The organism is Microcoleus anatoxicus, from assembly GCF_042465725.1.
Lineage (GTDB): Bacteria > Cyanobacteriota > Cyanobacteriia > Cyanobacteriales > Microcoleaceae > Microcoleus > Microcoleus anatoxicus.
On record NZ_CP120853.1, the window covers coordinates 3,236,886 to 3,263,014 of the forward strand.

Below are 26,129 nucleotides of genomic sequence, written 5' to 3' on the forward strand. Positions count from 1 at the left end.
CCAGAGCCCTGACAATTTCTGCGAAGTCAGGGTTCTGAAACAAGATAGTTGTACGTTGAATGAGGTCAAAAGGGCAAAAAAGTCCATAGAAAATTCCATGAATATATCTCAAGATATTCTGATTATTGGTGGCGGAATTATCGGTCTTTCCCTAGCAGTTGAACTGAAATTGCGAGGGGCCTCTGTGAGTGTAGTCGATCGAGATTTCAAACAAGCAGCCGCACGCGCCGCAGCGGGAATGCTGGCACCTCAAGCGGAAAAAATTCCTCCCAGTCCGATGCTGGATTTGTGTTTGCAAAGTCGCGCCTTGTATTCTACGTGGGTCGATCGGCTAGAAGAGATTACCGGATTGAAAACGGGATATTGGCGATCGGGAATTCTCGCACCAGTTTGTCAAGGTGATTGGGAAGACAAGTCATCTTTACCAAATCTGAATGCTCAATGGCTGGATGCAGATACTATTCGCCAACACCAGTGGGGACTGGGTGAAGAAGTAGTTGGCGGTTGGTGGTATCCTGACGATGCTCAAGTTGATAACCGCGCTTTGTTTAGGACGCTTCAATTTACGATTAAAAAACTGGGAATCGAAGTTATTCAAGACAATTCTGTCGAAATTATTCGGGAAGCAAATAGAGTTGTTGGTGTGGAAACAACAGCGAAAAAATTAAAAGCTGACCGTTATGTGTTGGCAACAGGTGCTTGGTCTGAGACATTATTGGATATTCCTGTTTATCCCAGAAAAGGGCAAATGCTGTCTGTGTGCGTCCCGGAAAGTTACGAAGTGATTCAGCCGCTGCAAACCGTTTTATTCGGAACCGGGATTTATATTGTGCCGCGTCAAGATGGTAGGATTATTATTGGCGCGACTAGCGAAAATGTAGATTTTACTCCAGGAAATACGCCGATCGGAATTAAAAATTTGCTAGCCGGAGCTATTAAGTTATATTCAGAATTGCAAAATTATCCGATTCTGGAGTTTTGGTGGGGTTTTCGGCCAGCTACCCCTGATGAATTGCCAATTTTAGGTGCTAGTGCTTGGGAAAATTTGACCCTGGCGACGGGGCATTATCGTAATGGTATTTTGTTGGCTCCTGTGACGGCGAAATTGTTGGCTGATTTGATTGAAAATGGGAAGTCTGACCCGTTGTTGGCGGCTTTTCATTATTCCAGGTTTATGAAAAATTAGATTATTAATATCAAATCCCGTAGCCTCTAAATTATTCATCTCTCTACTCTCTCCCTCTGTGTCCTCTGTGTTCTCTGTGGTAAAAAAAATCCGATCCAACCGGAAACGATATGACATTAGCTTTAGTAAAAATATTGGCAGTAATTGGGATTTTCTCACCTACGCTTTAAACCTAGTACGCTGAGGAAAAAGCTCGATAAAACCATCTGCAAACCTACAGTCAGGCAAGTGAGCGACGGAATCACCAAACGCAAAGTTTTGGAAGGATTAAGGATGCCAAAAGCAGTTTCACTCCAGATAGTTAACGATAATATCGAGCCAACTATTCCAATTAATATGAGGGCGACTCCGACAATCAATCCTGTCTCTAGGGTGACATAGCGAAATATTTTATTGAGTTTGGGGTCTGGAGGCAGTAGTTTCTCGCTGATGGCGAAAACTTTGGTGAATAAAGCAAATGTTACTGCTTGAAAACCAATGATAATTGCGATCGCAGCATAAAGCAGAGTGTGCACATCAAAGCTAACACGGCCAATCTTTTGAGTACCGGGTAATAGCCAGATGCCCACAATTAGACCCCAAATCATCAGCGCTACACCCGGATACAAAAACAGCCAGCGGGGACTGTAAAGCAGCAAAAATCGTAAGTGCCGCCAGCCATCTCGCCAAGTTCGCAGATGTGGCGGACGGCTGCGGCCGTCGGGAGAGAGTACGGTGGGAACTTCAGCGATTCGTAGTTTGTACAGAGAGGCTTTGACTACCATTTCGCTAGCAAATTCCATCCCTGTTGTTTGCAAGTCCAGGTTTAAAATTGCATCTCTTCGGAAACCCCGCAGCCCACAGTGAAAGTCGCCGGCGGGACTTGAGAAAAATAGCCGCCCAACCCATGTCAGCACAGGATTTCCTAAGTATTTGTGCAGCGGTGGCATTGCACCCGGTTTGATGCCGCCTTGAAAGCGGTTTCCCATGACTAAATCCCAGCCACCTCGCAATTTTTCGACAAAAGCGCCGAGGTTGGAAAAGTCGTAACTGTCGTCAGCATCGCCCATAATAATATAGACTCCGCGTGCTGCGACGAGCCCTCCCATGAGGGCGCTACCGTAGCCTTTGGCTGGTACTGGGATCACTCTGGCTCCCATTTTGGTGGCAATTTCTTGAGACCCGTCAGTGCTGCCGTTGTCTGCTATGATGACCTCGCCAGCAATATTGAGTTCGCCCAGAGACTTCTGTGCCTTCTCTATGCAGATTTTTAGTGTTTCTGCCTCGTTCAGGCAGGGCATTAGTATCGATAATTCGAGAGTGTATTCCCCGGTTGCCTTGGTCTGCTGTGCCATATGTTTGTTTCACTCTTGCTCGCGATCGATAATCCTTATTTTTCCCGTATCTTTGCTTAAATTATGGGTGGGCAACCAAATTAAAAACAACTTAATAAAAGCTGTTAAGGATGTTTTTTTATACAATTATTATGGCTGTCTTATAGGTGGGGAAATTCATGAATAGAAGCGTTTTTCTAGTTTTGCTTGCTGCTATTTTGTGTGGCGTTGTCGGTCAATTTAGCCTGAAAGCTGGAGCTAAAATATTAGGGCCCATTGGTGCTGCTAATTTAGTTGAAAAAATCCTAGCAATGGCTACTCAGCCTCTGATAGTAGGCGGTCTGACTTTGTATGCAGTTTCTTCTATAGGGTTTATTGTTGTACTTTCTCGCGCCAACCTTAGCATAGTCTCGCCTTTACTGTCAATTAGCTACTTGTTTACTGTCTTAGGAGGGAAAATTATCTTTAACGAGCCTTTACCACCGTTGCGATTGGTAGGCATGGGGTTAATTATGACGGGAGTAATTTTTGTACTCCGAGGTCAAGCTGGAGGGGCGACAGGAGGAAGTTAGTCTATGTCTAATTTTGGGGATGCTGTGAACATAGATCTATTATTGCGCGATCGCAGGGCAATTCTGGCCACCATGCACCAAAAAGAACGGGTGATGGCTCCGATTTTGGAGCGGGAATTAGGTGTCAAAATCCTAGTACCTGCGGATTTAGACACAGACTCCTTTGGCACTTTTACCAGAGAAGTTAAACGCTTAGGAACTCAAATAGAAGCGGTGCGATTAAAAGCAGCAACTGCTCTGGATATTGCCGGGGAAACTCTTGCTTTCGCCAGCGAAGGTAGCTTCGGCCCTCATCCGGCAATGCCCTATCTGCCTGCTAATCGAGAAATTGTGATTTTATTAGATAGAGAACACAATCTCGAACTGATTGGCGAATCTTTATCAGTGGAAACTAACTACAGTCATCAGTTAGTTTCCACTGTAGAAGAAGCGCAAGTTTTTGCTAACAGAGTTGGATTTCCCGAACACGCTCTGGTGGTTGTAGCTGGTGATGTGGCTACAGGTAAGGGCGAAATTGTCAAGGGAATAGTTACAGAAAAAGATTTGGTTGATGCTGTTAGCGCTGGTATCAACAAATCAGCCAGTGGTAAAGTTCATGTCGAAACAGATATGCGGGCGATGCACAATCCAACTCGGATGGAAAATATCGCCAAGGCCACTCTTGATTTAGTCAAAAAATATTACCAATTCTGCCCGGAGTGCGGTTGGCCGGGATTTGATTATGTCGAAAATAAAATAGGGTTGCCCTGCGGACTGTGCTATTTTCCGACTCAGTTAGTGCGATCGACAATTTATCAATGCAAAGCTTGCGGTTATCGCCAAGAAAAACTATTTCCAGAGGGCAGAGAAACTGCCGATCCGGCCCAGTGCCAATATTGTAACCCCTGAACAAACCAGATGTTCAACCTCAGAAATAATATCAATTCGGGCTGCACTCAGACACGATCGCTCGCTGTTCAGTGATGACTGTTAACTGATGATTTTAAAAAAGACCAAACAAAAAGCGCCCCTATTTCTAGGAGCGCTTTTTGATTATCAAAAGTTAAAAATTAACCGTTGATAGAAGGAGCAACCATTGCAACTGGTGTTGTTTCACCAGCAGCCAAGTCGAGATCGTTAAGGTTTGTAAAGGGGTCTAGCGACAGTTAAACTGATGAGGCTTATAGAACCCATTTGAGATCTTTTTAGCGATCGGCTTCACAGCAGGCGATCGGCTTCACAGCAGGCGATCGGCTTCACAGCAGGCGATCGGGTAGAATCAGTAAAATTAAGCAGGTCAAGGCTGAAAATGGGTTATTCAAGCGATGTGAGTGACAAAGAGTGGGAAATCATCGAGCTGCTGCCCCAGAAGAAGAAAACTAGGCCGCCAGTGTGGACAAAACGGCAAATTCACGGGCGGCATATTTTATCAACTCAAAAATGGATGTAATTGGTCTGACCTACCCAACGGTATCAAAAGACACCTAGCCGTCGATATCCTGGGCTTTGCGTTCTTTACTCATTGCACCAAAGCTAGCTTATCAGATGGATGTAAAAGTTTAGTCAAAAACTTCGATCGCACACTCGCTCGTTCAAATGCCAAACTCAAGCTTTGCTTTATCAGACTGATGCTTAAAAGACTAGCCACCGCGTAAAAGATCTCAAATGGGTTCTATATGAGTCAAACAGCAATTGCAACTAAACGAGTGTTCATTTGCGGTTCGGCCCTTCGGGGTCAGCCGGACAACACCAACCTCGGAGATGCTAAGTTTATTAGAGAAGCAAAAACTCGTCCGATTTACCGGCTGCATTCAGCAGAAAAGGGCTGGCATCCTGCAATTTATGAAGTTGCTACCTCCGGTGTATCGATTCCGGGCGAAGTGTATGAATTATCGTCAGAACAATTTGAACAGCTTGCAGCGGGGGAACCGCCGCATATGTATCCATCCGATGTGGTTTTGGAGGACGGGGAAGTATTAACCGCTTTCTTGTACCCCCAGGAGTTGATTGAAAAGTACCAGTGGGAAGATATTTCCGATCGCGGTGGGTGGGCCGCTTATAAAGCAAGTAAAGGACCAAATTAGACCGCAGTTGCGCCATGGAACTAAAGAAACCGGGTTTTTTGCTGATGTTATTGGTTTGAAGCAAATATGAGGGTTAAAAACCCGGTTTCTCGCCACTTAACCTGTGATGTTGATGCCAGTGTCGGGCGATATCGATGCGGCGGCATACCCACACCTTTTCGTGTTGCTGCACGTAATCCAAAAAACGCCCCAGGGCCGCCGCCCGCCCCGGCCTTCCCGCCAAACGGCAGTGCAGCCCCACACTCATCATTTTGGGCGCTGTCTCGCCCTCGGCGTAGAGTACGTCGAAAGCATCCCGCAGGTAAGCAAAAAATTGGTCGCCGGAATTAAACCCCTGATTGGTAGCAAACCTCATGTCGTTGTTGTCGAGGGTGTAGGGAATTACCAAGTGGGGTTTGTCGCCCTCGTACACCCAATAAGGTAAGTCATCGGCGTAGCTGTCGGAATCGTAGAGAAAACCGCCTTCCTCCACTACTAGCTTGCGAGTGTGGGGGCTCGTGCGCCCGGTATACCAGCCGAGGGGGCGGCTACCGGTAACTTGGGTATGAATGGCGATCGCCCTTTGCAAGTGCTCCCGTTCCGCCTCTTCCCCAAAATACTTATAATCTATCCAGCGCCAGCCGTGGCTGGCAATTTCCCAATCGGCTTCTAGCATTGCTGCTACTGCTTCGGGATGCCTTTCTAAGGCCATTGCTACTCCATAAACTGTGAGTGGCATTCCCCTAGAAGTAAACATCCGGTGCAGTCGCCAAAAACCTGCCCTACTGCCGTATTCGTAACAGGATTCCATGTTCATGTGTCGCAGCCCGGATAAGGGAACTGCCCCGACAATTTCGGATAAAAATGTTTCGGAAGAGGGATCTCCGTGGAGGATGCAGGTTTCGCCTCCTTCTTCGTAGTTAATCACAAATTGCAGGGCTATGCGGGTTCCTTGGGGCCATTTAGGGTCTGGGGGATTTTGACCGTAACCGATTAAGTCTCTTGGATAATTTGCTGTCATATAAGTTATTGGTTATTTGTTATTGGTTATTTGTTATTGGTTATTGGTTATTTGTTGTTTGTTATTTGTTCGATGACAGCTTGAAAAATGTGGCGGTGTTCGGTGCGGATTTCCAATACTCCGGGATTGTATTGCATTGTACGGAGTCGCACTAAGATCATTTTGTCAAATACCTGATCTAACAGAGTTACTAACCAAGAATTGCCGGAACATTGGGCTAGCAACCGGTGAAATTGGTAGTCTGCGTACAGCAATTGATAGTTTGTCAGTTCGCCCGATCGCACTTGTGTGTTATTTTCTGCTTGAGAGACGATCGATTCGAGTTGTTTCAATTGAGCCTCTGTCGCATTTTGACTAGCCCCGGCGGCTGATAATTGTTCCAAAGCGATGCGACAATCGTAAAGATCGGCAGCATCGGCGATCGATATTGAGTGCGGCGAATCGCGCGAAATGACAGGCCCAAAATTACTTATCCTTAAGTTCAAACTACAGTAAATTCTGTATTGTTAAAAATTGTTAATTCAGCATCAAAACTCATATTTTTATGTTATGTAACAGGAGGTTTTGGCTGACTCATTATCAATCATACAGCACATTGAAGCTTCTGTAGCAGGTAGGCATAGATTGCAGGTGACACGTCTGTAGGGACTTGAGCTTGGCCCGCAGGTGCCAACAATCATGGGCTTCGACTCAGTACGTCAGGGGTTTAAACCCCTGCCTCATAGCAAAAGTCGGTTGAAACCGACTCAATAGTTTGAGATAAAATCAGAGCAATTGCAGTCCTCTTTAAGAGGACTTTCGCTATGAGACAGGGGTTTTTAACCCCTGGCGGACTATGGGAATAGCACTTGCTTAAAAGCTAAACTGAGTGCGAAGATTACAGGCATTCTGCCTGTTCAAGACTTGCTTTTGTGGAGAGGACTATTGAATTGCTGACTCGATGCGAAAGCGGGCTATTTCGCAAATTTCAGCTACAGCCTGCTGCATTTCCGTTTCTGGGGAGTTATCAAGGCGCTGTTTAAAGGCTTCGAGAATGCTGGTTTTAGTATGGTTTTTTACCGCCACAATGAAGGGAAAACCAAACTTTTCGCGGTACGATCGATTTAGGAATTGAAAGCGATCGAACTCTTCGACAGATAGCCTATCCAAACCCGCACCGGCTTGTTCGCTAACGGAGGCTTCTGCCATTTTTGCTTTGCTTCCTAAATCTGGGTGGGCTTGAATTAAAGCTAGTTTTTCGGCGGAAGTCATGGCGCTGACTACTGTTACCATTTTGGCGTATAAGTCGGCTGTGGATGCAAAAGGGCGATCGTCCCAAGTGCGACGGGCGATGTCGGGCGTGTGTTCAAATATCGCGCCCAGGGCTAGGGTGAATTCTTCCTGGCTGATTTGGTTGAGTTCAACTAAAGAGTATTGCATTTTGAATTGGGTTGATTATGTTCAATTAGCTTTGTTTTACTTTTTAGTACATCGAACCGCGAAGGCGCGAAGAACACGAAGGAAGAAGTAAATAATCTTCTACTGGTGAAGTTGTATTATGTGTGGTTGATTGACTATGATTCCTGTAGGGGCGGGTTAACTGATCGATTATGCCACCCACAGATAATCCTGATAAACCCGCCCCCACCCAACCGTGAAACTTGCTAGAATAATGCACGCGATCGTCCTTTTTCCATCCGCGTTTATCTGTATCAGAATATCCCCATTGTCACGGCTAGGGAATTTATGAAAATTTGGCTGAGTTAATCCTGTAGGGGCTCTCTCGACAGCCCTATTCAATTCTCACGGAAAATCTCCCTAAACCCGCCCCCGCCAATGCACGATACGGTTTCTGGAGAAGAAGCGCGATAGGGTTTTTCGTTTATCTGGGGTAAAAGAAGCGCGATTCCTTTGATGTCAATATCAATGTGGGGGCGATCGCGTTGGTCACGAAAATATCGCGATCGCCTTTCTGGATGGGAAGGACGATCGCTATTCTTTAAGGCGAGGATCGCTAGAGGGAGGATGCCACCCTGCTGTAATTCATAAACGACGAGCTCTGATAATCGCTCTTTCATTATGATAGCGATCGTTAAGGTCTAAGCGATCGCACGTCCCCCTACCTATTGGAGTAATACCAATTATTTCTCAACCATCCGCAGACCAGATAAAATGATCGAACCATTGCTGTTGACGCGGGTTAAACAAAGTTATTTCCTGTTCCGTTTCTGGATCAGTACCAGTAACAAAATTATAGCGATTATTATTACACCGATGACAAGCTAAAGCTAAGTTTTCAAGTTCATCGCTACCACCAATCGATCGAGGTAAAATATGATCTATCGTAAATAAAGTAGAGCTACTTTCTTCCGCTTCACAATCAGCCACTAAATCAAGACAATTCTCTCTCTTCTCTTCTCTTCCTCTGCGCTCTCTGCGCTCTCTGCGGTTAAATAGGGCTTGCTGAATAATCGAGCGCATATTGCGTGGTCTAGGTTTCGAGCGCGCGATCGAGAATAAAGTGCAAGATAAACAGGTAAAATAGGTCAAAACCCGTGCATCACCACCTGCGCTCATGTACAAAAAAGCTGAGCTTGCCTCCAGCCCCCCATCCGAGTTTGAACTGCCTTTCGGAGGAAGGTTGTCTGCTGACAACCGCTGGGTAAAAATGGCCACAATAATCCCGTGGTCTGAATTTGAATCAGAATATGCGGCCAACTTCCCCACAGACTCATAGTGCACCAGCTAAATCCTTTCGGATGGCATTGGGGGCATTAATTATCAAAGAAAAGCTGGGAATTAGCGATCGCGAAACAGTCGAACAGATCCGCGAAAACCCGTATCTACAATACTTCATCGGTCAATCAAGCTACAGCAATGAACTCGCATTTGACCCATCTCTATTAGTACACTTTCGGCAACGAATCAGTCCGAACCTGATTAATAAAGTCAACGAGCGCATGGTCGAAAAAATGCGCTCCATCACCCCAATCCCACCCGAAAAAAAAAAGGATTCGGACGCCAAAAATGAGTCACCCAATCGCGGAAAATTAATCATAGATGCAACCTGTGCCCCAGCCGATATTAGTTATCCGACCGACTTAGGACTATTAAATAGAGCCAGAGTTCATACAGAAAAAATCATAGATATCCTGTATAAACAAATCAAAGAAAAAACAAATAAAAAACCAAGAACCTACCGTAATTCAGCCAAAAAAGACTACTTAGCAGTAGCGAAACAAAGACGACCCACCCGCAACAAAAGAAGACAGGCAATTAAAAAACAACTTCAATACATCAAAAGAAACCTCGCTCATATTGAACAGTTAATCGATTCAGGTGCAAGCCTAGAAGGTCTGAATAAAAAGCAATATAAAACCTTGCTATTCCTCGCAGAGGTCTATCGCCAACAGCAATGGTTATATGATAATAATAAACAGAGTATTGAGGATAGAATAGTAAGTTTAAGCCAACCCCATATCCGTCCCAACGTCGCGAGGAAAAGCCGGAAAAAGCGTAGAGTTTGGAGCCAAACTATCAGCAAGTTGCTTTGAAGGATATGTATTTTTAGACCGGATGAGCTGGGACAACTTTAACGAATCTCTTTACTTAAAAGCCCAAGTAGAAGCATATCATAGGTTCACCGGATATTATCCAGAATCAGTTCATGCCGATCGCATTTATCGAAATCGGGAAAACCGAGCATGGTGCAAAGAAAAAGGAATTAGAATCAGTGGGCCCCCCCTAGGAAGACCAAGAGCAAATGTGAGTAAATTAAAAAAGAGGCAAGCGTTGGAAGATGAGAGAATTCGCAATGCGATTGAGGGAAAGTTTGGACAAGGGAAACGAAGATTCGGTCTGAATCGAGTGATGGCTAAACTCGATAATACATCTGGTACAGTTATTGCAATTACTTTTTTAGTCATGAACCTTGCTACCTGGTGGCGTCGGGTTTTTTGTGTGTTTTTCTGTCTATTTGGAAACAGAGCACCTGTTTTTAGGTTGAAGATAATCCCCAATTATAATTGGGGGGACTCGATACAGAAAAAACTTATCTTTAACTGAGCTTTCAGATATCGTGAGCTCCTGCTCTTGGTTGGCGATCGATTATTCAGCAAACCCTAAATAATTCAACAACAATCATGGCATCAAAACCCAAAAATACCCAATACCAAACTCCCAAAACTACCTTTTCCAATACCTGCGCCAATGAAACAAATTTTCCCATAAATTACGCATAAAAGTATTGCGACAGAAACGCTCTAATTCCCAAATAGCAGCAGTTTTCCCAGTAATCTCCGAAAAAGTCGACCCAATAAAAGGAAGTTCCGCGATCGCCCCAACAGTCATTCCCTCACGCACAGCCAAAGCCATAACATGAATCAACTCAGCAGCATTTTGTCCCACAATACTCGCCCCCAAAATTTCCCCATTACCCCGTCCCACAATCTTACAAAAACCAGTCATCTCCCCACATATTTGAGCCTTTTCAATATTCTTAAAATATTCCCGACTCACAATAATATCATCACCAAAACGACGCCTTGCTTGCGCCTCAGTCAAACCAACCCTCGCCAACTGTGGTTCAGAAAAAATCGCCCAAGGAATCCCCCGGTAATCAATTTTCAACCTCGGCCAAAACAAAGCATTTTTCACAGCAACCAAAGCTTCGGAATTAGCAATGTGAGGGAACGGATAACCGCCAGCAACATCACCAATTCCATAAATCCGAGGATTAGTTGTTTGCAATTTCTCATTTAAAATCAATCCCTGGTGATTGCATTTAGCACCAGTCGCTTCTAGATTTAATGATTGAAAATTAGGCTTGCGCCCCGCAGCGATAAAAATCTCCTCAGTTTCGATCGCCAAATCCCCCGCTTGAATCCACTTCCTCCCATCAATCGCTCTAGCTTGAGTCACCTCAGTAGCCGTCAAAATCCGCACTCCTTGGGCTTCCATCGCAGCTTGAACCAAGCCAGCAGCCTCTGGCTCCTCTTTCGCCAAAATACGCGAACCCTTCACCACCAGCGTCACAGCCACCCCTAATCGAGCAAAAGTTTGAGCAACTTCGACACCGCTAGGATCTGCACCAATTACGACCAAACTTTTAGGAACTTGTTTAAGTTTTGCTAATTTCCAGACAGTTTCCGAAGTGAAATAACCAACAGACAAAAGTCCTTCAATATGGGGAATCGCCGGGAGACTGGGACAAGCCAGCAAATAACCAAGCGATCGCAATTTCCGCCCATTCACAGCAAAAGCCAAATCCGGTTTCACCACAAACTCGCCATCACCACAAATAACATCAACCCCGCGAGTCGCCAAAATACCCACATCGTTGATTTCTGACAAATTAGAAACAACTCCTTCTGTCCACTGCATCACTTCATCAAATCGCAATTCCCTCGGCGTTTCCGAATTAGTATTGTCCCAACGTACACCGAATTTCTGGTTAGTGATTTGTTCAGCAAATCTGCCACTCTCACTCAAAATTTGGTTGTATTGCAAACTTAAGGCGATCGCATCTTGGCCCGCCCTAGGCAAATTTTGTAAATCACTCAAGGGTTCCACCAAAGCAACACGAGCTTGGAAACCACTTGCAGTCAAAGCAGCATAGCGTCCGGCCGTCGTACCACCAATTATTACTAAATCGTAGTCAATCATAAATTTAATAAGTCATTAGTCATTAGTTATTAGTTATTAGTCATTAGTCATTAGTTATTAGTTATTAGTTATTAGTCATTAGTTATTAGTTATTAGTTATTAGTTGTTAGTCATTTGTTGTTTGTTATTAGTCATTTGTTATTTGTTGTTAGTCATTTGTTATTTGTTATTAGTCATTTGTTATTTGTTGTTAGTCAGTGGATATTGGTTATTTGTTGTTAATTATTTACTCTTGATTCCTACTTAGTAGTTATTCTTGGGTAATTATTAGTGGGTATTTATTAGTTTTTAGCTGTTAACTAGAGCATTTACCAAGGCGTTTTGGTTATTGCTCCCTGAGCGGAGTCTAAGAACTCAATAAATAACCAATAACCAATAACCAATAACCAATAACCAATAACTAATGACCAATAACTTCTTGAATTGCAGAAATAAGTCGTAGATTGTCTGCCCGATCGCGCACAGCTACCCGAAAAAAGCGATCGCCCAACTCAGGAAAACTCAAACAATCCCGAATCAAAATCCGGTGACGTTCCAGCAGACTTTGTTGAATCACCGCCACCGAAACCGACGACTCCACCAACAAAAAATTAGCGGCACCCGGAAACGGCCGTAAACCCGGTAAACTAGCCAAACCCTCAAATAGCTCTTGGCGAGCCACAGGTAGCCAATCCCAGGTTTGCCGTTCAAACACAACATCTCGCACCACAGCAGCCGCCGCAGCCGAGGCCAGAGCGTTCACAGGCCAAGGATCTCGCTGTAACTGCCAACGGCGGAGGCGATCGGGATGGGCGATCGCACAGCCCAACCGCAGTCCCGGCAGAGAATAGAATTTAGTGAGCGATCGTAAAATCACCAAATTCGGAAACTCCGCCACAGCATCGATCGAACTCTCCTGTTGTTCCGGCGGTAGAAAGTCCATAAAAGCCTCATCTACCACCACCAGACCCAACTGCTCCACATAAGGCCCAATCGCCTCCCTACTGAACAGCAAACCCGTAGGATTATGCGGATTATTCAGCAGCAAAGCTCGATCGCGATTCAGAGCAAGAGGCACCGGGACTTCTTTAGGAAGAGGAAAGATGCCTGTTGCACAAGAAAATTCATTTCTTGTGGAATGGGCATCTTGCCCGTTATTGACCATGGTGCCAGATGTAAGATCCAAAGGACATTCCAGCACCTTCGCGCCGAAAGCCAAAAGAGCCCGCCAGTAATCACCAAAAGCCGGAGTCACCAAATAAGTTGCTTCCAGCTTCGACAAATCCCAAGCCGCCCAAGTCAACAATTCCGCCGAACCATTCCCAGGCAAAACCCAATCCGGGTCAACATTCAAAGCCTCACCCAAAACAGCCCTCAGTTGTCCATAATCAGGGTCTGGGTAAGCAGTCAGACTGCCCAGGTGTGCTTGAATCGCATCCAGAGCCGACTTAGGAGGGCCCAAAGGACTGATACTGGCAGAAAAATCGAGAATAGCAGAAGCAGGGCAACCAGCCAGTGTGGCTGCCCAAGCTAAATTCCCACCGTGAACAGGTCTAGTCAAAGCTTAGTTTGCCGATATTTAGGAGTCTTTATCCGGTGCAACTCTGTCCTTAAACAATTTCCCTGCGGAAAAAGCAGGAACTCTGGTAGCCGGAATTTCCATTTTAGCGCCTGTTTTGGGATTGCGACCCTCACGAGCCTTGCGTTCCCGTGACTCAAAGGAGCCAAAACCGACCAATGTCACCTTGTCGCCGTCGGAGACAGCTTCCATGATTGCTTCCAAAGCGGCACTCAAAACGGCATCTGCCTGTTTTTTAGTCACGCTAGCCTTTTCCGCGACTGCATCAACCAATTCACCTTTGTTCATTAGGAACTCCTTCTGGATTTGCAAAATACGTTCAACAGAGTTTAACTATTAGCTGTGAGTTATCAACTGGATGGGGCTGTGCCTGGGGAGGTTTCGGTTGTACCCGATCGCCCCTGTCCGCTTCCCCGAATCAAAACTCCTGCTGAATACCAATTACCCTAGGGTAATTGGTCAGAAAAGGAATTGTGATTTTTGATTGCTGAAAACCCGACAGCATATAATTTTCACTGAATCATTCTAAAGTCTTCCCGACCCTTATGGATCGGTGGAACCTTTAATTTATATGGATTTGGACAATTTTTAGCTAGACAGACGGGAATCCACCCGCTTCGCGCGTGGATGAAAGGCGCGTGAGATGAGGATTCCACCCGCTGGCGCGTGACGTGAAAACGTAGAAGAGTGGAAGATGGGCGGGTGGATGACGAGACAAACAAATTCCTTTTATGGTAGATTCAAAGAATACTACAGGTAGCATAACCGCCGATACACATGAGACACCAAGCTCAAACGACTGGTCGGAAAATAATAATGGTTAGTGGGTGGCGAACACCACGAATAAACATAGCCGGCCTGCCTAACGTAAGCCTTGCACCAGAAAACTCAAATTTTGAATGTTAAACGTACCGTGGGGCACACGGAAACACGGAAAAAAATCTCCGAAAGCTTGGGGAGACAAGCCCTCTGGGGCTATCTAAGTTGGACTAGATGCACAGGTTCAATCGAACGGGTATTTGGTTTAAATATTGCCGAAAGGATAGGTAGTTTTAAGGTATGTCTGCGAACCAAGAATCCCCGTACACTTCGACTACGCTCAGTGCGTCGCTTTTAAGTCGGGGAGTGTCAAAAAAATACCACCTTGGAGAGCAGATTTCTCCCCTCGGTGGATTTGAGAACCGGAAAAAAGCAGAAACAGAAGGAACAAAATGTCATTTGTCAAGGGCTAAAAGGGGGGAGTTTGCCATCTTCCTTCCTCCTTGTTTTCCCCATTGGGGGGGTTCTTCTTCCTTCTTTTCCCCCCTTGGGGGGGGTAGGGGGGGTTCTTCTTCCTTCTTCCTTCTTTTCCCCCCTTGGGGGGGGTAGGGGGGGGTTCTTCTTGCTTCTTCCTTCGGACTACTACCTAGGTTGGATCGGCTGACCCCGCTGCAACAGTTGGCGGGCGTCGGGACTGATGTTGTTTTGGTAGCCAAAGTTCGATCGATCGCTATCATCCAAAATCTGCGGTGTCAGCAATACAATCACTTCCGCCCGCTGGTTTTCCTTATTAGTCCTCCTGAACAGCGAACCGATAATCGGCAAATCTCCTAAAATCGGAATCTTCCTGGCTGTCACCCGTTCTTGGTCGCTGATAATCCCCGATACAATCAAAGTCTGACCGTCTCGCAGTCGAATTAACCCCGACTGCAAAGAGCGCTCAGAAAGCAGTCTGATCGTATTGGTATTCGGGCCCGTAGAGAGTTGTTGCTCTGCGCCAGGAGCTCGGACGATCGGATTCACCCGCAAAGAGATAAAACCGTTGTCATCGATGCGATCGATCGCCACCCCTAACTGCAAACCCGCCTTGTCTTTGACAGCCGTAGTTGTTGTGGTACTGGTATTTCCGGTGGTCTGCGTTTGTTGCGTGATGTTAGTAAGCACCTCGTCGGTGATATTCACATTTGCCGTTTCCCCTTCTTGAACAACCAGAGTCGGATCAGTCAGAATTTTAGCGTTGAGGGTGTTAATCTGTGCCTGCAACGCAGACAGGAACCTCCTCGGATACTGCAACAACGGGAACAATCCGAACTCTGCGGTTCCCGAAGTAGTCGCCGATCCTGGTGTGTAATCGGTAATTCCAACTCGTGTAGGGCTATTACTAACTGGGGCTGTAGGCTGAAGGAACACACCCTTAGCTGGACCGTTGACACCTTGACCAGTCAATGGGACGGTAACGCGACCGTTCGCATCGTAGAAAACGTCTCCGGTTACTTGGTTGGGGACGATGGGCGGAGTCGATCGGCTAGCGTTGACATCATTAGTGTTCGCAGGCTGTAAGCCACCAAAATTAAGACTTGCGGCCCCTTGGTCGTTGACGAAGAAATTGTTATTAATGCCGAAAGAAAAACTGCTGCTACTGTTGTTTACTCCCGACAAATTGATATCGATCACCTTGACATTCACCGCCACTTGACGGCGGCGCAAATCTAGCTGAGTCAAGAAATTTACAGCGACATCAACCTTGCGCGGATCTCCCACCAAAGTGATGGAATTGAGCCTCGCATCGGCCAGCACCGACAGTCCCCTCAACAATAACGGGCCATTACCATCCTTAGCCCCGATCGCCTTAATATCAGGTTCCCGAATTTCCACATCCCGCGCCGCATTACCCTGGCCCACCGTTTGAATAGTCACGCGAGTAATCGGGAGTTGAGTTTCGGCACCTTGAGCGCTCAAAAAGTTAGCTGCATCCGTAGACCGAACTTGATTGAGCCGCAGAGTCCGAACAATAATATTGCGCGAGTCCAGTGGCAAATTAGCACCTACAAAAATCGTCCGTCCCACCCGATTAGCTTGCAGCCCACTCAGCCGGAGCACGTAGTTAAAGACATCTTGCACCGACTCATTTTCGATGTCCAAAGAAATCTTCGGCCCTTCATCCGAACCTCCTGCTGCACCCGCCGCCGGTGCAGCCGCTGGCTGGCCTGGCTGACCCGGAGCCCCGCCACCTGTAAAAGCAATATTCAACCCCGCAGCACGAGCCAGCAGAGCCAACACGTCCCGAACAGGGGCATCCCGTAGGACTAACCGAGGGATGCGTTCTCCCGAACTCAGCTCGATATTTCCCGCCGCTGGAGCGATGTTAGAAACGGCGATATCTCCTAGGGGTGGAGCAACTGCCCGCGGTAGGAAAGGCGCGGCCTGACTGGTCGGAGATTGAATTTCGCTGGGGAGTGGTGGGCGATCGTTTCTAGTGATTGTAACTTCAGGATTTTGCAAGACCACGTTTGGGTTTTGCGCTGTACGGATTTGGGGACTCGGCACAGGGGCTGTTTGGCTCAGGGGCAGGCTAGGAGGTGGTGGCGGTGCAGCTTGAGTAGATTGCGGTGTACCGCCCTGTCTGGCAACGCTCAGAACGATGCCATTGCCTTGTCCCTGAACGATTTGTCCGCTGGGAACGCCGTTAGTGCCTGTCACCAACACGCGGATGCTGTTAGCGTCTGCCGGGGTGACTTCTACTGAAGAAATGCCAGGAGCTGGGTTTTCTTGCCGGAATGTGCTGCCTTGGCTCAAGCGGAGCTGGGTATTGATGATTGTGGCTTGGTAGGTATTGCCATTGTTAATGGCGAAGACTTGCGGCCGATCGCCCTTTTCAGTCGCCAGGACAATATTTACCCCATTATTGACTTGACTTACTTGCACTCCTGTGACTTGAGTTGGCGCAGCCCAAACGGGGGCTTGCGCTACCAGAACTCCGGCAACAGTGCTCAGAAGTCCTCCAGTTGATCGTAGATGCTGTTTCACGTTCACTCCTAAAATAAACTAGATTAATTATTGTCTGTTATCTCCGAAACTTCTTTAGAAAGTCAGAGATATTTGTATTCTGTTTTTGTAGATCGACTTATTTAGACCTGTAGGGTGCGTCAGCTTGATCGCTTTCATCGGCAAGGGAAAGGCTGTGGGCCGTGGCACCCTACAATACTATTTTAAATGCGTAACAGCTTACTTGTATTCTGTTTTTGTAGATCCACTTATTTAGCAACAGGAGTTGCCCCTGCACTCGGACTAGGACTCGGCAGTTTTTCCTCTTGTTTTAACGGCAGCAATGCGTGCAAATCAAAAGCCGTTTTAAGTTTAGTTTGCTGTTGCTGAACGGGGACTATTTTCCCTTTCAAAAAATCAACTTCTATCGTTTGACTTGCCTCCGCCAATTCAGACTTCAAATTCCTCACTACCAACAACGACTGCATCAACTCCAAGTTACGCATAAAGCTGCGAGTTTGAGCAAAATTGCCTTCAAACTCTACCTTATATTTTTTGCGTCGGAGTTTGCCAGCCAGAGACGCTCCGAAAGACGTATCTTTCAGAATATCAGGGTCTACAGGTGCTGCGGTGGCGGCTGTCGGTGCTGGCAAAATATCTGGCTCAAATTTTGTGAGTTTAGCTTTGCCCTGATCCCCTTCCACACCCATGTTGATTCTGTTAACCAGTTGAGTCATATCCAACAACAGCGTCGTGGCCCCCGCGTCGCTGGCAAACATTGACGTCACATCGGCACGACGCTGTTTTGCTTGTTCTTGCTTGGCTTCTGCTTCTGCCCTTTTTTTAATTTGAGTTTGCAAACTCAGTTGCGTTGTTTTAGCCTCGCTAATTTTTTGCTGGATTTCGGCGGTTTTCTGTATTTCTGGCAGCACAAACTGGTAGCCGATGCCACCGGCAATTACAAGTCCGACAACGGCGACACCTATTGCTTGGACTTGGGGTGTCAGCTTAATCCCGAATAATTCCTGACCTGACGACTCTTCTACTTGTTCTCCACTGGGACTATACTCATTTGATGCTGTCATAGTTTCTTCACTTCTCCTTTTTGTTCACCTTTTGGTGTTTCTAGCACTCCTTTTTCTTGAAGTGTTTCTATCCGTATTGCCAGCCCATCTGCTTGCTGACTCCGCAACTCTGGAAGCAACTCGGAAGCAACAGTGGGGCTAAGGCTAGTTTCAATTTTATATTCCACCACCTGCCGCAGTTTGGGAATTTCTACAGTCCCTAGGGCGCTTTGGTTACGCACTTGTACCTGTGCGGGGTTATCTTTTAAGGTGGCTGCGACCAGTCTGGTATCAGTGTTGAGGAAAAAAGGAGAACGCTGAACCAGCAGCATAAAGTCGTTAACTTGATCGAAGGTACTGGCTACTCCAGAAATTACGATCTTTGCTGCCTGGGGTGGGGCGACTGGGGTAGGAACTGCCGCCGGGGTAGGGCTAGCTGCGGTCGACGGACTCGCCCCTGGGGACGGACTCGCTGTGGCTGCGGGGGTGGGCGGAGGTGGAGGGGGAGGTGCTGCTATGGGAGACGGGCTGGGGTCGATTTGCTCGATTTTGGCAATTTTCACTCCCGCCGGAGTACGGCTACTCAAATCTTGCAGCATTGCCGACCAAGGTTTAATTTGGTCGAATACTCCTGCTAAAGCTTGATACTCAGCGGTAACTTTATCGGTTTCGGTGTTGATGGCTTTGACAGCAGTTGCTTCAGTGTTTAATTTGGTAACTTCTTGGTCAAGGGTTGTTTGTAGTGTAGTCAACTTGTTATTTTCGTTAGTTGCCCACCACCAGGCACCCATGACGGCGACGTTGATGCCCATGGCGAAGAGTACGGCACCAATTAACGGCAGTTGGTCTTTTGCCGAACCCGAACCTTTTTTGGTTGGAGCTTGGCTGGGTTCGTCCTGTTTGTATTCGGGACGGTCTCTGAGAAAGTTAATATCTAGGCTGTACATGGCTTTACTCGATTTGAGATTTTAAATTTGAGATTTTAAGAGACTGTTCACAAAACCTCCCTTAGTCCTAAACCTAAAGCTACTCCTAAACCTGCTCGCTGTTCTGGGCTAATTTCTTCGCTGACTTCGAGTCCTAGGGTGTCGATGGGATCTACTTGAGAAGCTGGCAAGCTTAATCTTTGCATGAAAAATTCATCTAGTTTGCCGATCGCAGCTCCTGGCCCTGCTAACAGGAGTTGTGCTACTTCTAGTTCTTCGCTCTGGTTGAGATAAAAGTCTACTGAACGACGCAGTTCGTCTGCGAGTTCTCCCAAGACTTTAATCATCGCATTTGTACCCGGATTTGCATCCCCTGATGTCCCCATTGTATCTGTTACTGGTAAGGTCATGCCTTGTAGTTCGCTGGTGTCTCTGGTTGGTGGCAGATTCATGGCTTCGTTGAGGGCAGTCTGGATTTGGTAAGTGCCGATCGGGATGGTACGGTTGAATTGTGGTATGCCGTCTACTACTATAGCTAACTCGGTGCTGTCAAATTCTATATCTGTCAAGACTGCTGCCTCTTGGGAGGAAAATTGTTGCAGTTGGTCTTTGAGGGTGCGGATCAGGGCAAAGCTGGTTACTTCTAGCACGTCTATAATCAGTCCGGCTTCTTTGAAGGTTTCTAGATAGGTGTCTGTCACTTCTTTGCGGGTTGCTACGAGTACAACTTGCACTTTTTCTACGCCGTCGTCATCGACAAATAGGCCGATTTTTTGATAGTCTACGTCGGCATCTTCTCTGGGAAATGGCAAGTATAGCCCTGCTTCTGAATTCATGTATTCTCGCAGTTCTTCGTTGTTGAGTTCTGATGGGACTGGAATTAACCGAATCACGGCTTCCCGTCCGGGAATGGCTGTGGCTACGTGCTTGGCTTTGATTTTGTTTTCGGCGAGGACTGAACGTATCAGTTCTGCCATCCCTGGCGGGTCGGCTATTTGTCCTTCTTGTACTATGTCTTCTGGTACTTCTATGGAGGCTAATGTGGCTATTTTTAATGCCTGAGCTTTCTTTTCCAGTTGAATGATGTTGATGCGGTCTGAGGCTAGTTCGATGCCGATTCCGGGCTGGCGTCTGGAAATTAGATTTTTGAAAAAGTTAACCATGTGATTGGGTCGCTGGTAATTGCTATTTTCTTTAACTTGTGCTTGGCCAGCCTGAGTCAGCAGTTGGCTGTGGGAAACTTTGTTTCCACGCGGCGAGGGTGCTGACATCTCGCTATTGGGCAGTACCTAAACGGTGGCCACTGTGTGTGTTGCGCGATTGTCCGATTTTATCCTATCCAATCTACTTGAGATTGAGCATTCTGGTGTGAATGTCAACAAATTTCAACTTGGGTCGATCGACCCGCTGGTCAATTCTGGAAATCACCCAGAGGAATTACCTAATAAATTACCTAATAGTTAAAACAAGGAGGCAGAAAGATGAAACGTAAATCTTGGCAATTATTTACTATTTTTGGGCTAGTGGGGCTACTGTTGTCTGCATTGGTCAGTTGTGGCAAGCCTGCTGTTAATTCTCCGACCAAGAATTCGGCGACACTTGAGTTCTGGACTATGCAACTGCAACCTCAGTTTACGGAATATTTCAATCAGACGATCGCCAATTTTGAAAAGGAAAATCCGACCGTGAAGGTGCGCTGGGTCGATGTGCCTTGGTCGGCGATGGAAAGCAAGATTTTGGGGGCTGTTTCGGCGAAAACTGCGCCGGATGTGGTCAACCTAAATCCTGATTTTGCTTCGCTGTTGGCTGGGCGCAATGCTTGGTTGGATTTGGACTCGCGGATTTCGGAAAAAGTGCGATCGACCTATCTCCCAAATATCTGGAAATCTGGCGTTCTCGACGGCAAGAGTTTTGGTATTCCTTGGTATCTCACAACTGGGGTAACAATTTATAATACGGACTTGTTGAAAAAAGCGGGAATTGCTAAGCCTCCTACTACTTATACTGAGTTGGCTCAAGTAGCAAAACAGGTGAAGCAGAAGACTGGTAAGTTTGCTTTTTTTGTGACTTTTGTACCGGAGGATTCGGCGGAGGTTTTGCAATCTTTGGTGCAGATGGGTGTCACTTTGGTTGATGCTCAAGGTAAGGCTGCTTTTAATAACGATAAAGGTAAGGCTGCTTTTGAGTATTGGGTAGATTTGTACAAGGGTGGATTTTTGCCCCAGGATGTTTTGGTTCAGGGCCATCGTCGGGCGATCGAGCTTTATCAATCTGGGGATACTGCTTTGTTGGGTTCAGGGCCTCAATTCTTAAAGGCGATCGCGGAGAATGCTCCTAGTATAGGTGCTGTTTCGGCTGTGGCTCCTCAAATTACTGGTCCAAACGGCAAGAAGACTGTGGCGGTGATGAATTTGGTGGTGCCTCGCGACAGCAAGCGCCCTGATGATGCTGTCAAGTTTGCTTTGTTTGTGACTAATTCTCAGAATCAGTTGGCTTTTGCTAAGGCTGCTAATGTTTTGCCTTCTAATGTTGATGCTTTAAAGGACTCTTATTTTAAGAGTGTACCGGCGGATGCTCCTACTGCTGATAAAGCTCGGATTGTCAGTGCTTCTGGGTTGGAAAAAGCTGAGTTGCTGATTCCGCCTCTCAAGGATGTTAAGAAGTTGCAAAAGGCGATTTATGACAATTTGCAGGCGGCAATGTTGGGGGAGAAATCGGTAGAGCAAGCTGTGGCTGATGCGGCCCTGGCTTGGAATCAAAAGTAGTTTTTAATTGAAGTTGGGGCGGGATATTTTTGAGTCAGCCCCTTGCTTTTTTTGGCATCTTGACGTATTATTAAATAATGGGAATCCGTGCCGTCATATAAGCATAAATCTGCTTTCAACTGTAGGGTGCGTCGCATCGAATAGCTTCAAATCATCACCAATTTTTCGGGAGCGACGCACCCTACGATTACGATCGTCACTGAAATTATTTGCCTCGTGGGAGTTTATCGGCAATTCTGGCACATTCCTGCTGACTGGATATTTGAATTGCCGAGTTTCATTGTAGATTTACCCCATGTTTAATTATGATTATTTGTCAGCTTCGCCTCTGATTGTCAGACAGGCTGATTCGATCGACTTTTGGCTAATTGGGGCGGGAGGAACTGGTTCTTGGCTATCGTACCATATTGCACGGCTGGCACGGAGTTTGGGCAAGTTGGGGAAGAAGGTGCAGTTTGCGATCGCAGATCCCGATATAGTTGAAGAAGCCAACATCAGCAGGCAGGCTTTCTGTGACAAGGAAATCGGATTGCCCAAGGCGCAGGCTCTAGCTTTGCGATATTCTATCGCTTGGGGAGTGGACGCGACGGCTTTCGTGCAGGAATTTGACCCCAAGTTGATTCGCTACGCCTACGACAAGCTGACTATCCTGGTAGGGTGTGTGGATACGGCAGCCGGGAGAGCGGCAATTAACCAGGTTCTTGAGTTAAACCAATTCTACAGCCGCTCTGAAATCCCCCGCGTGTGGTATTTGGATTGCGGAAATCATGCCGCAGCCGGACAAATTTTGCTGGGCAGTTCTTTGGAAACTGACCCGGAGTTCTATAATTTTGGGGGGCTGGGATGTGCTAGGCTGCCATCTCCGATGCTCCAGGCTCCTGACCTTTTGAAGCCGAAATCAGAGGAGTTGACAAATAACCTATCTTGTGCTGAGATGGTAGTGCTGATTAAGGCTGTCTGGGGCTAACAAAAAAATAGTTATTGAAATAAAAAAGGAAATTTTTATGACAACAGATCTCGATATTTTAAAAGATGAAAAGGTAAATTGCTACTCTGTTATGGTACAGCTAAGTATTGAAGGTTATCTCAGTATGGTAAGCAAAACATTTCAAAATCGAGGAGGCTTAGAAGGACAAAGAGATACATTAAAAACAACAACAGCTATTCGTATTCGGAAAAGAATGGTTCAAGATATAGAAGCAGGCGCACTAATTCCACCCATAGTCTTAGGAGTAATCGTGTCGCCGGATACTTTCTCAGAAATACATAAATTAAATGACATATCTTCCTTTTTAGCCTTGATTCAAGAAATTGATAGTGATAGCATTTCTATTATCGACGGAATGCAAAGAACTACAGCTCTACATGAAGCACTAGAGGCGAAGAAAGATATTAGTAAAAACAAAATTCGTATAGAATATTGGATTGCCTCTCAAGTAAATAGTCTTACCTACCGGATGTTAGTTTTAAATACGGGGCAAGTTCCTTGGAATATAAGGAGACAGATTGAAATAGTTTTTAGGTCAATTATCAAAGAATTAAAACAAAAATCTACTTCAGTTGAGATTTTGGAAATAAATGAAGAGAGGCGAAGTTCATCATATGGACAATTTCAGGCTGATAATATTATAGAATTATTTTTAGTTTTTGGTGCAAGAAAAGAAAAAATTGACTTACAGGAAAGGTTAGCAGATGAATTTATGCGGCAAGACTTTATAGAATCAGCAGCCAATTCAAATTTTACCAATATATTTTATGAAGTGATAAATTATTTGGGTAAATTTGATCAAGCTATAGCCACAGATAGAGATGAAAATTCGGAAGAATATTTTAAAGACGGTAATTTATTTAGAAAAAGTCAACCAGCTTGTGTTGGCTTTGTAACAGCAATAGGTTTGTCTGTTCTGGGTAGACCTGGCTCTGATCATAGCGCAGAAAAACAAAATGAAAAATGGGATCAAATAAAAACTGGTGCTGATCGAATGTTAGAACGTCTATCTAATCTAAACAGTAGCGAAAGAAGAGATTTCTTAGATTTTCCAACTTTAAATGAACTGATTGGTAAAAAACCAGCCAAGTCTAATGAAAGAGAATTCTTTCTGCAAGCTTTTAAGACCTTAATCGAGGAAAATTTTAATGTTGACAATATGACTCCATGTTGGAGATCTTACTGAAAAGCTTATGTCTAGAAACATGATCGAGGCTAATGAATATATATTTAAAATATTAGTTGAGTTTGTCCAATTAAGTGAAGTTGCTGTGTCTGTTTTTGATAAAAAACGATGTATTGAGACGAATACAGAAGAAAAAGAATGGTTGAAAAAACTCAAAATTATAAACAAACAGCTAATTTTACCCAACTTCCAGACAGCCTCGTTTGAATTTAATACCCAGAAATATTTTGTTGCCGTCGGTTGGCAAATTTAACAAATTATTGATAGTGATCAAGTTATTCAACTTGTAGAACTGAATGCGGGTATAGTTACAGCATTACTCTTTGAATTGAAAATTCCTCTTAGTCATAAAGTAAGCGCTTATGAGATTGCCGAGGAAATTTTATATGAATCTGAAAACTCAACAATTGAATACAATTTTTCTTTAATAGCAAATTGTTTTGAACCATTTTCTGTCTATCGAATTCAAGAAGATTCTGCTTTTCTTAAAAAAGACGATATAGATTTAATAAGAATATCAGGTTTCTACGCCTTAAAGAATAGCCAACTAATTGCCTTGAATTTTTCTTGTAAAACCCTTGATAAATTTGAAAAGGTTTTTTTTGAAGGTTCAGAGAGCATACCTTATGAAAATTTATTATTTAGTTTAGTTTCTGTTTCTTGGAAATATTCATTCCTTGATATTTATAGATGTATAGAAAGGCTGTTTTGTATATCATATTTGGATGTTTTTCACAAGGAATTGAAGATCACAGATTCGCTCTTAAAGTTTTCGGCTGATGTTGAAAAGTACATTGGTTGGAAACCTAAAGAAAATGAAGCGGTTAATAAGCTAGTTGACGATTCCCCCGAAGAAGCTCTTCAGTTAGTGCGAGAAATTAAAACATTGCTTGATGGTACAGAAGAAGGTAAATGTGGAGATTTTATTTATAAAATTCGGAATTCTATAGTTCATTTTAGGCCAGCAACTCAGTCTATTAATCTCGACGATAAGAAATGGGATATGCTAATAAGAGCATCTTTATATATTGTTGAATATTGGTATAACCAATATGAGGAACAATTGAGGATGTAAACTATATCTTCTTTGCCAAATTCGCCTAAGCTGAACAAGCAATAGAAAATTTTCCATTACTTGCTCAAACTAAGAATCATTAAACGGCAACTACCGCCGCCTCATAAAAAAAATCCCCAACTTAAACCCTATCGATATATGTAGGGTCAGCCTGAATTCGCTCATCAAAGTCCATATTTTACTATTGTGCGATCGCTCTCCCCGGCCTGTCGCTCAAGTCCGCCGAAGCGCTACTGGGACACACGAATGAGTATTTATCCTCATGATCCAGCCCGATCGCCAATTCCACCAACCCCGTATCCTCATCTTCAAACAGAACCGAACTAGCGATCGCATCAACCATTAGTCCCATTTCCATCACCTCAAAAACACTTCCAACGGTCAACACTTGACCGAGTTTCAACCTGCTAACGCTTAGATAGTCCCGCCATACCTTTTCAACTCAAATATTAGGAGAAATCAACTCATGGTCGCCACAATTGCCACCGAAGAAGGACTCAAAATCCCCGTTTTCGATGCCGCTTACACCGATGCCAAAGGTCGCAATGTAGGCAAATTCTTCAACAACCCAGAAATCCTGCGCCACTCGATTCTGCAAGCAATGTTTCAACCAGAAGAACTGAACTCATTAATAATAGTTAAACTTGACAAATCCAATCCCGACCCTCACCAACTACGCGCCAGCATCCACAACCCAGAAGACGGAATTAAGCGACGCATGATCTTTCAATCTGGCAACAGCTATTACTTTGGTGACGAAACCCTAGCCAAAAAGCTCGGAGACTTATTCGTAACCGAAAAAGACACCGCCTGTCGCTACGGTTCCCTTCTAGTCAGCACTTGTATGTCCGGCGTATCAGAATGCGACCATCTGCTTACCAATTCTCGATCGTACCTCATCTTTATGAGAAAGGCTATATAGCAATCCTAAATGATTTGCAAAATCATACGCGAGCAAGATGCTCAGTGCAATGATTCTGGCCTCGATCGATTTTGCGACTGATTTAGGATTGCTATAGTGTTATTTATTATTGTGAAATGAAGTC

General features: G+C 45.3%; 25 protein-coding genes and 1 pseudogene. 12 read left to right on the plus strand and 14 right to left on the minus strand.

Translation table 11 applies throughout. The annotated features are described in order from the left end of the window. Positions 1–97 precede the first annotated feature (97 nt). Entirely contained in the window at positions 98–1,186 is a 1,089-nt protein-coding gene (gene thiO, locus P2A85_RS13885; protein WP_377481018.1) for a glycine oxidase ThiO, read from the plus strand. A 155-nt stretch (positions 1,187–1,341) separates the two neighbouring features. Here the strand turns inward: thiO and P2A85_RS13890 are convergent, their stop codons facing one another. Next, positions 1,342–2,520, minus strand: coding sequence for a glycosyltransferase family 2 protein (locus P2A85_RS13890; RefSeq protein ID WP_377481021.1), 1,179 nt, complete (start codon positions 2,518–2,520; stop codon positions 1,342–1,344). A 158-nt stretch (positions 2,521–2,678) separates the two neighbouring features. On the opposite strand from P2A85_RS13890, the gene P2A85_RS13895 reads away from it, so the two are divergent. From P2A85_RS13895 to P2A85_RS13910, 4 genes are all read left to right on the plus strand, one after another. After that, the gene (locus P2A85_RS13895; RefSeq protein WP_377481025.1) at positions 2,679–3,071 is read left to right on the plus strand and encodes a transporter; all 393 of its coding nucleotides are present in this window, start codon (positions 2,679–2,681) and stop codon (positions 3,069–3,071) included. Between the two features lie 3 nt (positions 3,072–3,074). Further along, on the plus strand, positions 3,075–3,959 hold the full coding sequence (locus P2A85_RS13900; protein WP_377481028.1) for a DUF6671 family protein: 885 nt from the start codon (positions 3,075–3,077) through the stop codon (positions 3,957–3,959). Between the two features lie 400 nt (positions 3,960–4,359). After that, positions 4,360–4,500 carry a hypothetical protein gene (locus P2A85_RS13905; RefSeq protein ID WP_377481031.1) on the plus strand — a complete coding sequence of 47 codons (141 nt, stop codon included), beginning with the start codon at positions 4,360–4,362 and terminating at the stop codon, positions 4,498–4,500. 226 nt (positions 4,501–4,726) lie between these two features. Further along, a complete protein-coding gene (locus P2A85_RS13910; RefSeq protein ID WP_377481034.1) occupies positions 4,727–5,134 on the plus strand; it encodes a gamma-glutamylcyclotransferase in 408 nt (135 codons plus the stop codon). Positions 5,135–5,207: 73 nt separating this feature from the next. Here P2A85_RS13910 and puuE read toward each other — a convergent pair whose 3' ends face one another. From puuE to P2A85_RS13935, 5 genes are all read right to left on the minus strand, one after another. Continuing rightward, positions 5,208–6,134, minus strand: coding sequence for an allantoinase PuuE (gene puuE / locus P2A85_RS13915; protein WP_377481037.1), 927 nt, complete (start codon positions 6,132–6,134; stop codon positions 5,208–5,210). Positions 6,135–6,181: 47 nt separating this feature from the next. Continuing rightward, complete coding sequence (locus P2A85_RS13920; RefSeq protein WP_377481040.1) at positions 6,182–6,619, minus strand: GntR family transcriptional regulator; 438 nt, start codon at positions 6,617–6,619, stop codon at positions 6,182–6,184. Between the two features lie 436 nt (positions 6,620–7,055). Continuing rightward, a complete protein-coding gene (gene uraD / locus P2A85_RS13925; RefSeq protein ID WP_377481043.1) occupies positions 7,056–7,553 on the minus strand; it encodes a 2-oxo-4-hydroxy-4-carboxy-5-ureidoimidazoline decarboxylase in 498 nt (165 codons plus the stop codon). A gap of 356 nt (positions 7,554–7,909) precedes the next feature. After that, on the minus strand, positions 7,910–8,191 hold the full coding sequence (locus P2A85_RS13930; RefSeq protein ID WP_377481046.1) for a hypothetical protein: 282 nt from the start codon (positions 8,189–8,191) through the stop codon (positions 7,910–7,912). A gap of 70 nt (positions 8,192–8,261) precedes the next feature. Next, positions 8,262–8,789, minus strand: a complete 528-nt coding sequence (locus P2A85_RS13935) for an HNH endonuclease (RefSeq protein ID WP_377481049.1) — start codon at positions 8,787–8,789, stop codon at positions 8,262–8,264. On the opposite strand from P2A85_RS13935, the pseudogene P2A85_RS13940 reads away from it, so the two are divergent. Next, positions 8,689–10,178 (plus strand): annotated as a pseudogene (locus P2A85_RS13940) (IS5 family transposase). The gene P2A85_RS13935 and the pseudogene P2A85_RS13940 overlap by 101 nt on opposite strands. Before the next feature lie 120 nt (positions 10,179–10,298). Here the strand turns inward: P2A85_RS13940 and P2A85_RS13945 are convergent. The 7 genes from P2A85_RS13945 to pilM all read right to left on the minus strand — a co-directional run bounded on the left by P2A85_RS13945 (position 10,299) and on the right by pilM (position 20,232). Further along, positions 10,299–11,777, minus strand: a complete 1,479-nt coding sequence (locus tag P2A85_RS13945) for a dihydrolipoyl dehydrogenase family protein (RefSeq protein WP_377481053.1) — start codon at positions 11,775–11,777, stop codon at positions 10,299–10,301. Between the two features lie 400 nt (positions 11,778–12,177). Then, a complete protein-coding gene (cobD, locus tag P2A85_RS13950) occupies positions 12,178–13,317 on the minus strand; it encodes a threonine-phosphate decarboxylase CobD (protein ID WP_377481055.1) in 1,140 nt (379 codons plus the stop codon). Positions 13,318–13,335: 18 nt separating this feature from the next. Beyond that, entirely contained in the window at positions 13,336–13,641 is a 306-nt protein-coding gene (locus tag P2A85_RS13955; RefSeq protein WP_340519229.1) for an HU family DNA-binding protein, read from the minus strand. Positions 13,642–14,736: 1,095 nt separating this feature from the next. Then, complete coding sequence (locus P2A85_RS13960; protein WP_377481058.1) at positions 14,737–17,121, minus strand: AMIN domain-containing protein; 2,385 nt, start codon at positions 17,119–17,121, stop codon at positions 14,737–14,739. A 227-nt stretch (positions 17,122–17,348) separates the two neighbouring features. Further along, positions 17,349–18,164: a pilus assembly protein PilO gene (locus P2A85_RS13965; protein ID WP_377481061.1), complete on the minus strand. Its 816-nt coding sequence runs from the start codon at positions 18,162–18,164 to the stop codon at positions 17,349–17,351. Beyond that, the gene (locus P2A85_RS13970; RefSeq protein ID WP_377481064.1) at positions 18,161–19,090 is read right to left on the minus strand and encodes a PilN domain-containing protein; all 930 of its coding nucleotides are present in this window, start codon (positions 19,088–19,090) and stop codon (positions 18,161–18,163) included. The genes P2A85_RS13965 and P2A85_RS13970 overlap by 4 nt, the downstream gene beginning before the upstream one ends. 47 nt (positions 19,091–19,137) lie before the next feature. Continuing rightward, positions 19,138–20,232, minus strand: coding sequence for a type IV pilus assembly protein PilM (pilM, locus tag P2A85_RS13975; protein ID WP_341736464.1), 1,095 nt, complete (start codon positions 20,230–20,232; stop codon positions 19,138–19,140). Positions 20,233–20,550: 318 nt separating this feature from the next. On the opposite strand from pilM, the gene P2A85_RS13980 reads away from it, so the two are divergent. The 5 genes from P2A85_RS13980 to P2A85_RS14000 all read left to right on the plus strand — a co-directional run bounded on the left by P2A85_RS13980 (position 20,551) and on the right by P2A85_RS14000 (position 25,083). After that, positions 20,551–21,834: an ABC transporter substrate-binding protein gene (locus tag P2A85_RS13980; RefSeq protein ID WP_377481067.1), complete on the plus strand. Its 1,284-nt coding sequence runs from the start codon at positions 20,551–20,553 to the stop codon at positions 21,832–21,834. A gap of 295 nt (positions 21,835–22,129) precedes the next feature. After that, complete coding sequence (locus P2A85_RS13985; RefSeq protein WP_377481070.1) at positions 22,130–22,801, plus strand: ThiF family adenylyltransferase; 672 nt, start codon at positions 22,130–22,132, stop codon at positions 22,799–22,801. Positions 22,802–22,838: 37 nt separating this feature from the next. Next, positions 22,839–24,008, plus strand: a complete 1,170-nt coding sequence (locus P2A85_RS13990; RefSeq protein ID WP_377481072.1) for a hypothetical protein — start codon at positions 22,839–22,841, stop codon at positions 24,006–24,008. A 7-nt stretch (positions 24,009–24,015) separates the two neighbouring features. Beyond that, positions 24,016–24,261 (plus strand): hypothetical protein, encoded by a 246-nt coding sequence (locus P2A85_RS13995; RefSeq protein WP_377481075.1) that lies wholly within the window; start codon positions 24,016–24,018, stop codon positions 24,259–24,261. Between the two features lie 75 nt (positions 24,262–24,336). Next, the gene (locus P2A85_RS14000; RefSeq protein WP_377481078.1) at positions 24,337–25,083 is read left to right on the plus strand and encodes a hypothetical protein; all 747 of its coding nucleotides are present in this window, start codon (positions 24,337–24,339) and stop codon (positions 25,081–25,083) included. A gap of 181 nt (positions 25,084–25,264) precedes the next feature. On the opposite strand, the gene P2A85_RS14005 is transcribed toward P2A85_RS14000, so the two are convergent. After that, a complete protein-coding gene (locus P2A85_RS14005) occupies positions 25,265–25,471 on the minus strand; it encodes a hypothetical protein (RefSeq protein ID WP_377481080.1) in 207 nt (68 codons plus the stop codon). A 78-nt stretch (positions 25,472–25,549) separates the two neighbouring features. Here P2A85_RS14005 and P2A85_RS14010 point away from each other — a divergent pair, with 78 nt between their 5' ends. After that, positions 25,550–26,005: a hypothetical protein gene (locus tag P2A85_RS14010; RefSeq protein WP_377481083.1), complete on the plus strand. Its 456-nt coding sequence runs from the start codon at positions 25,550–25,552 to the stop codon at positions 26,003–26,005. Positions 26,006–26,129 lie beyond the last annotated feature (124 nt).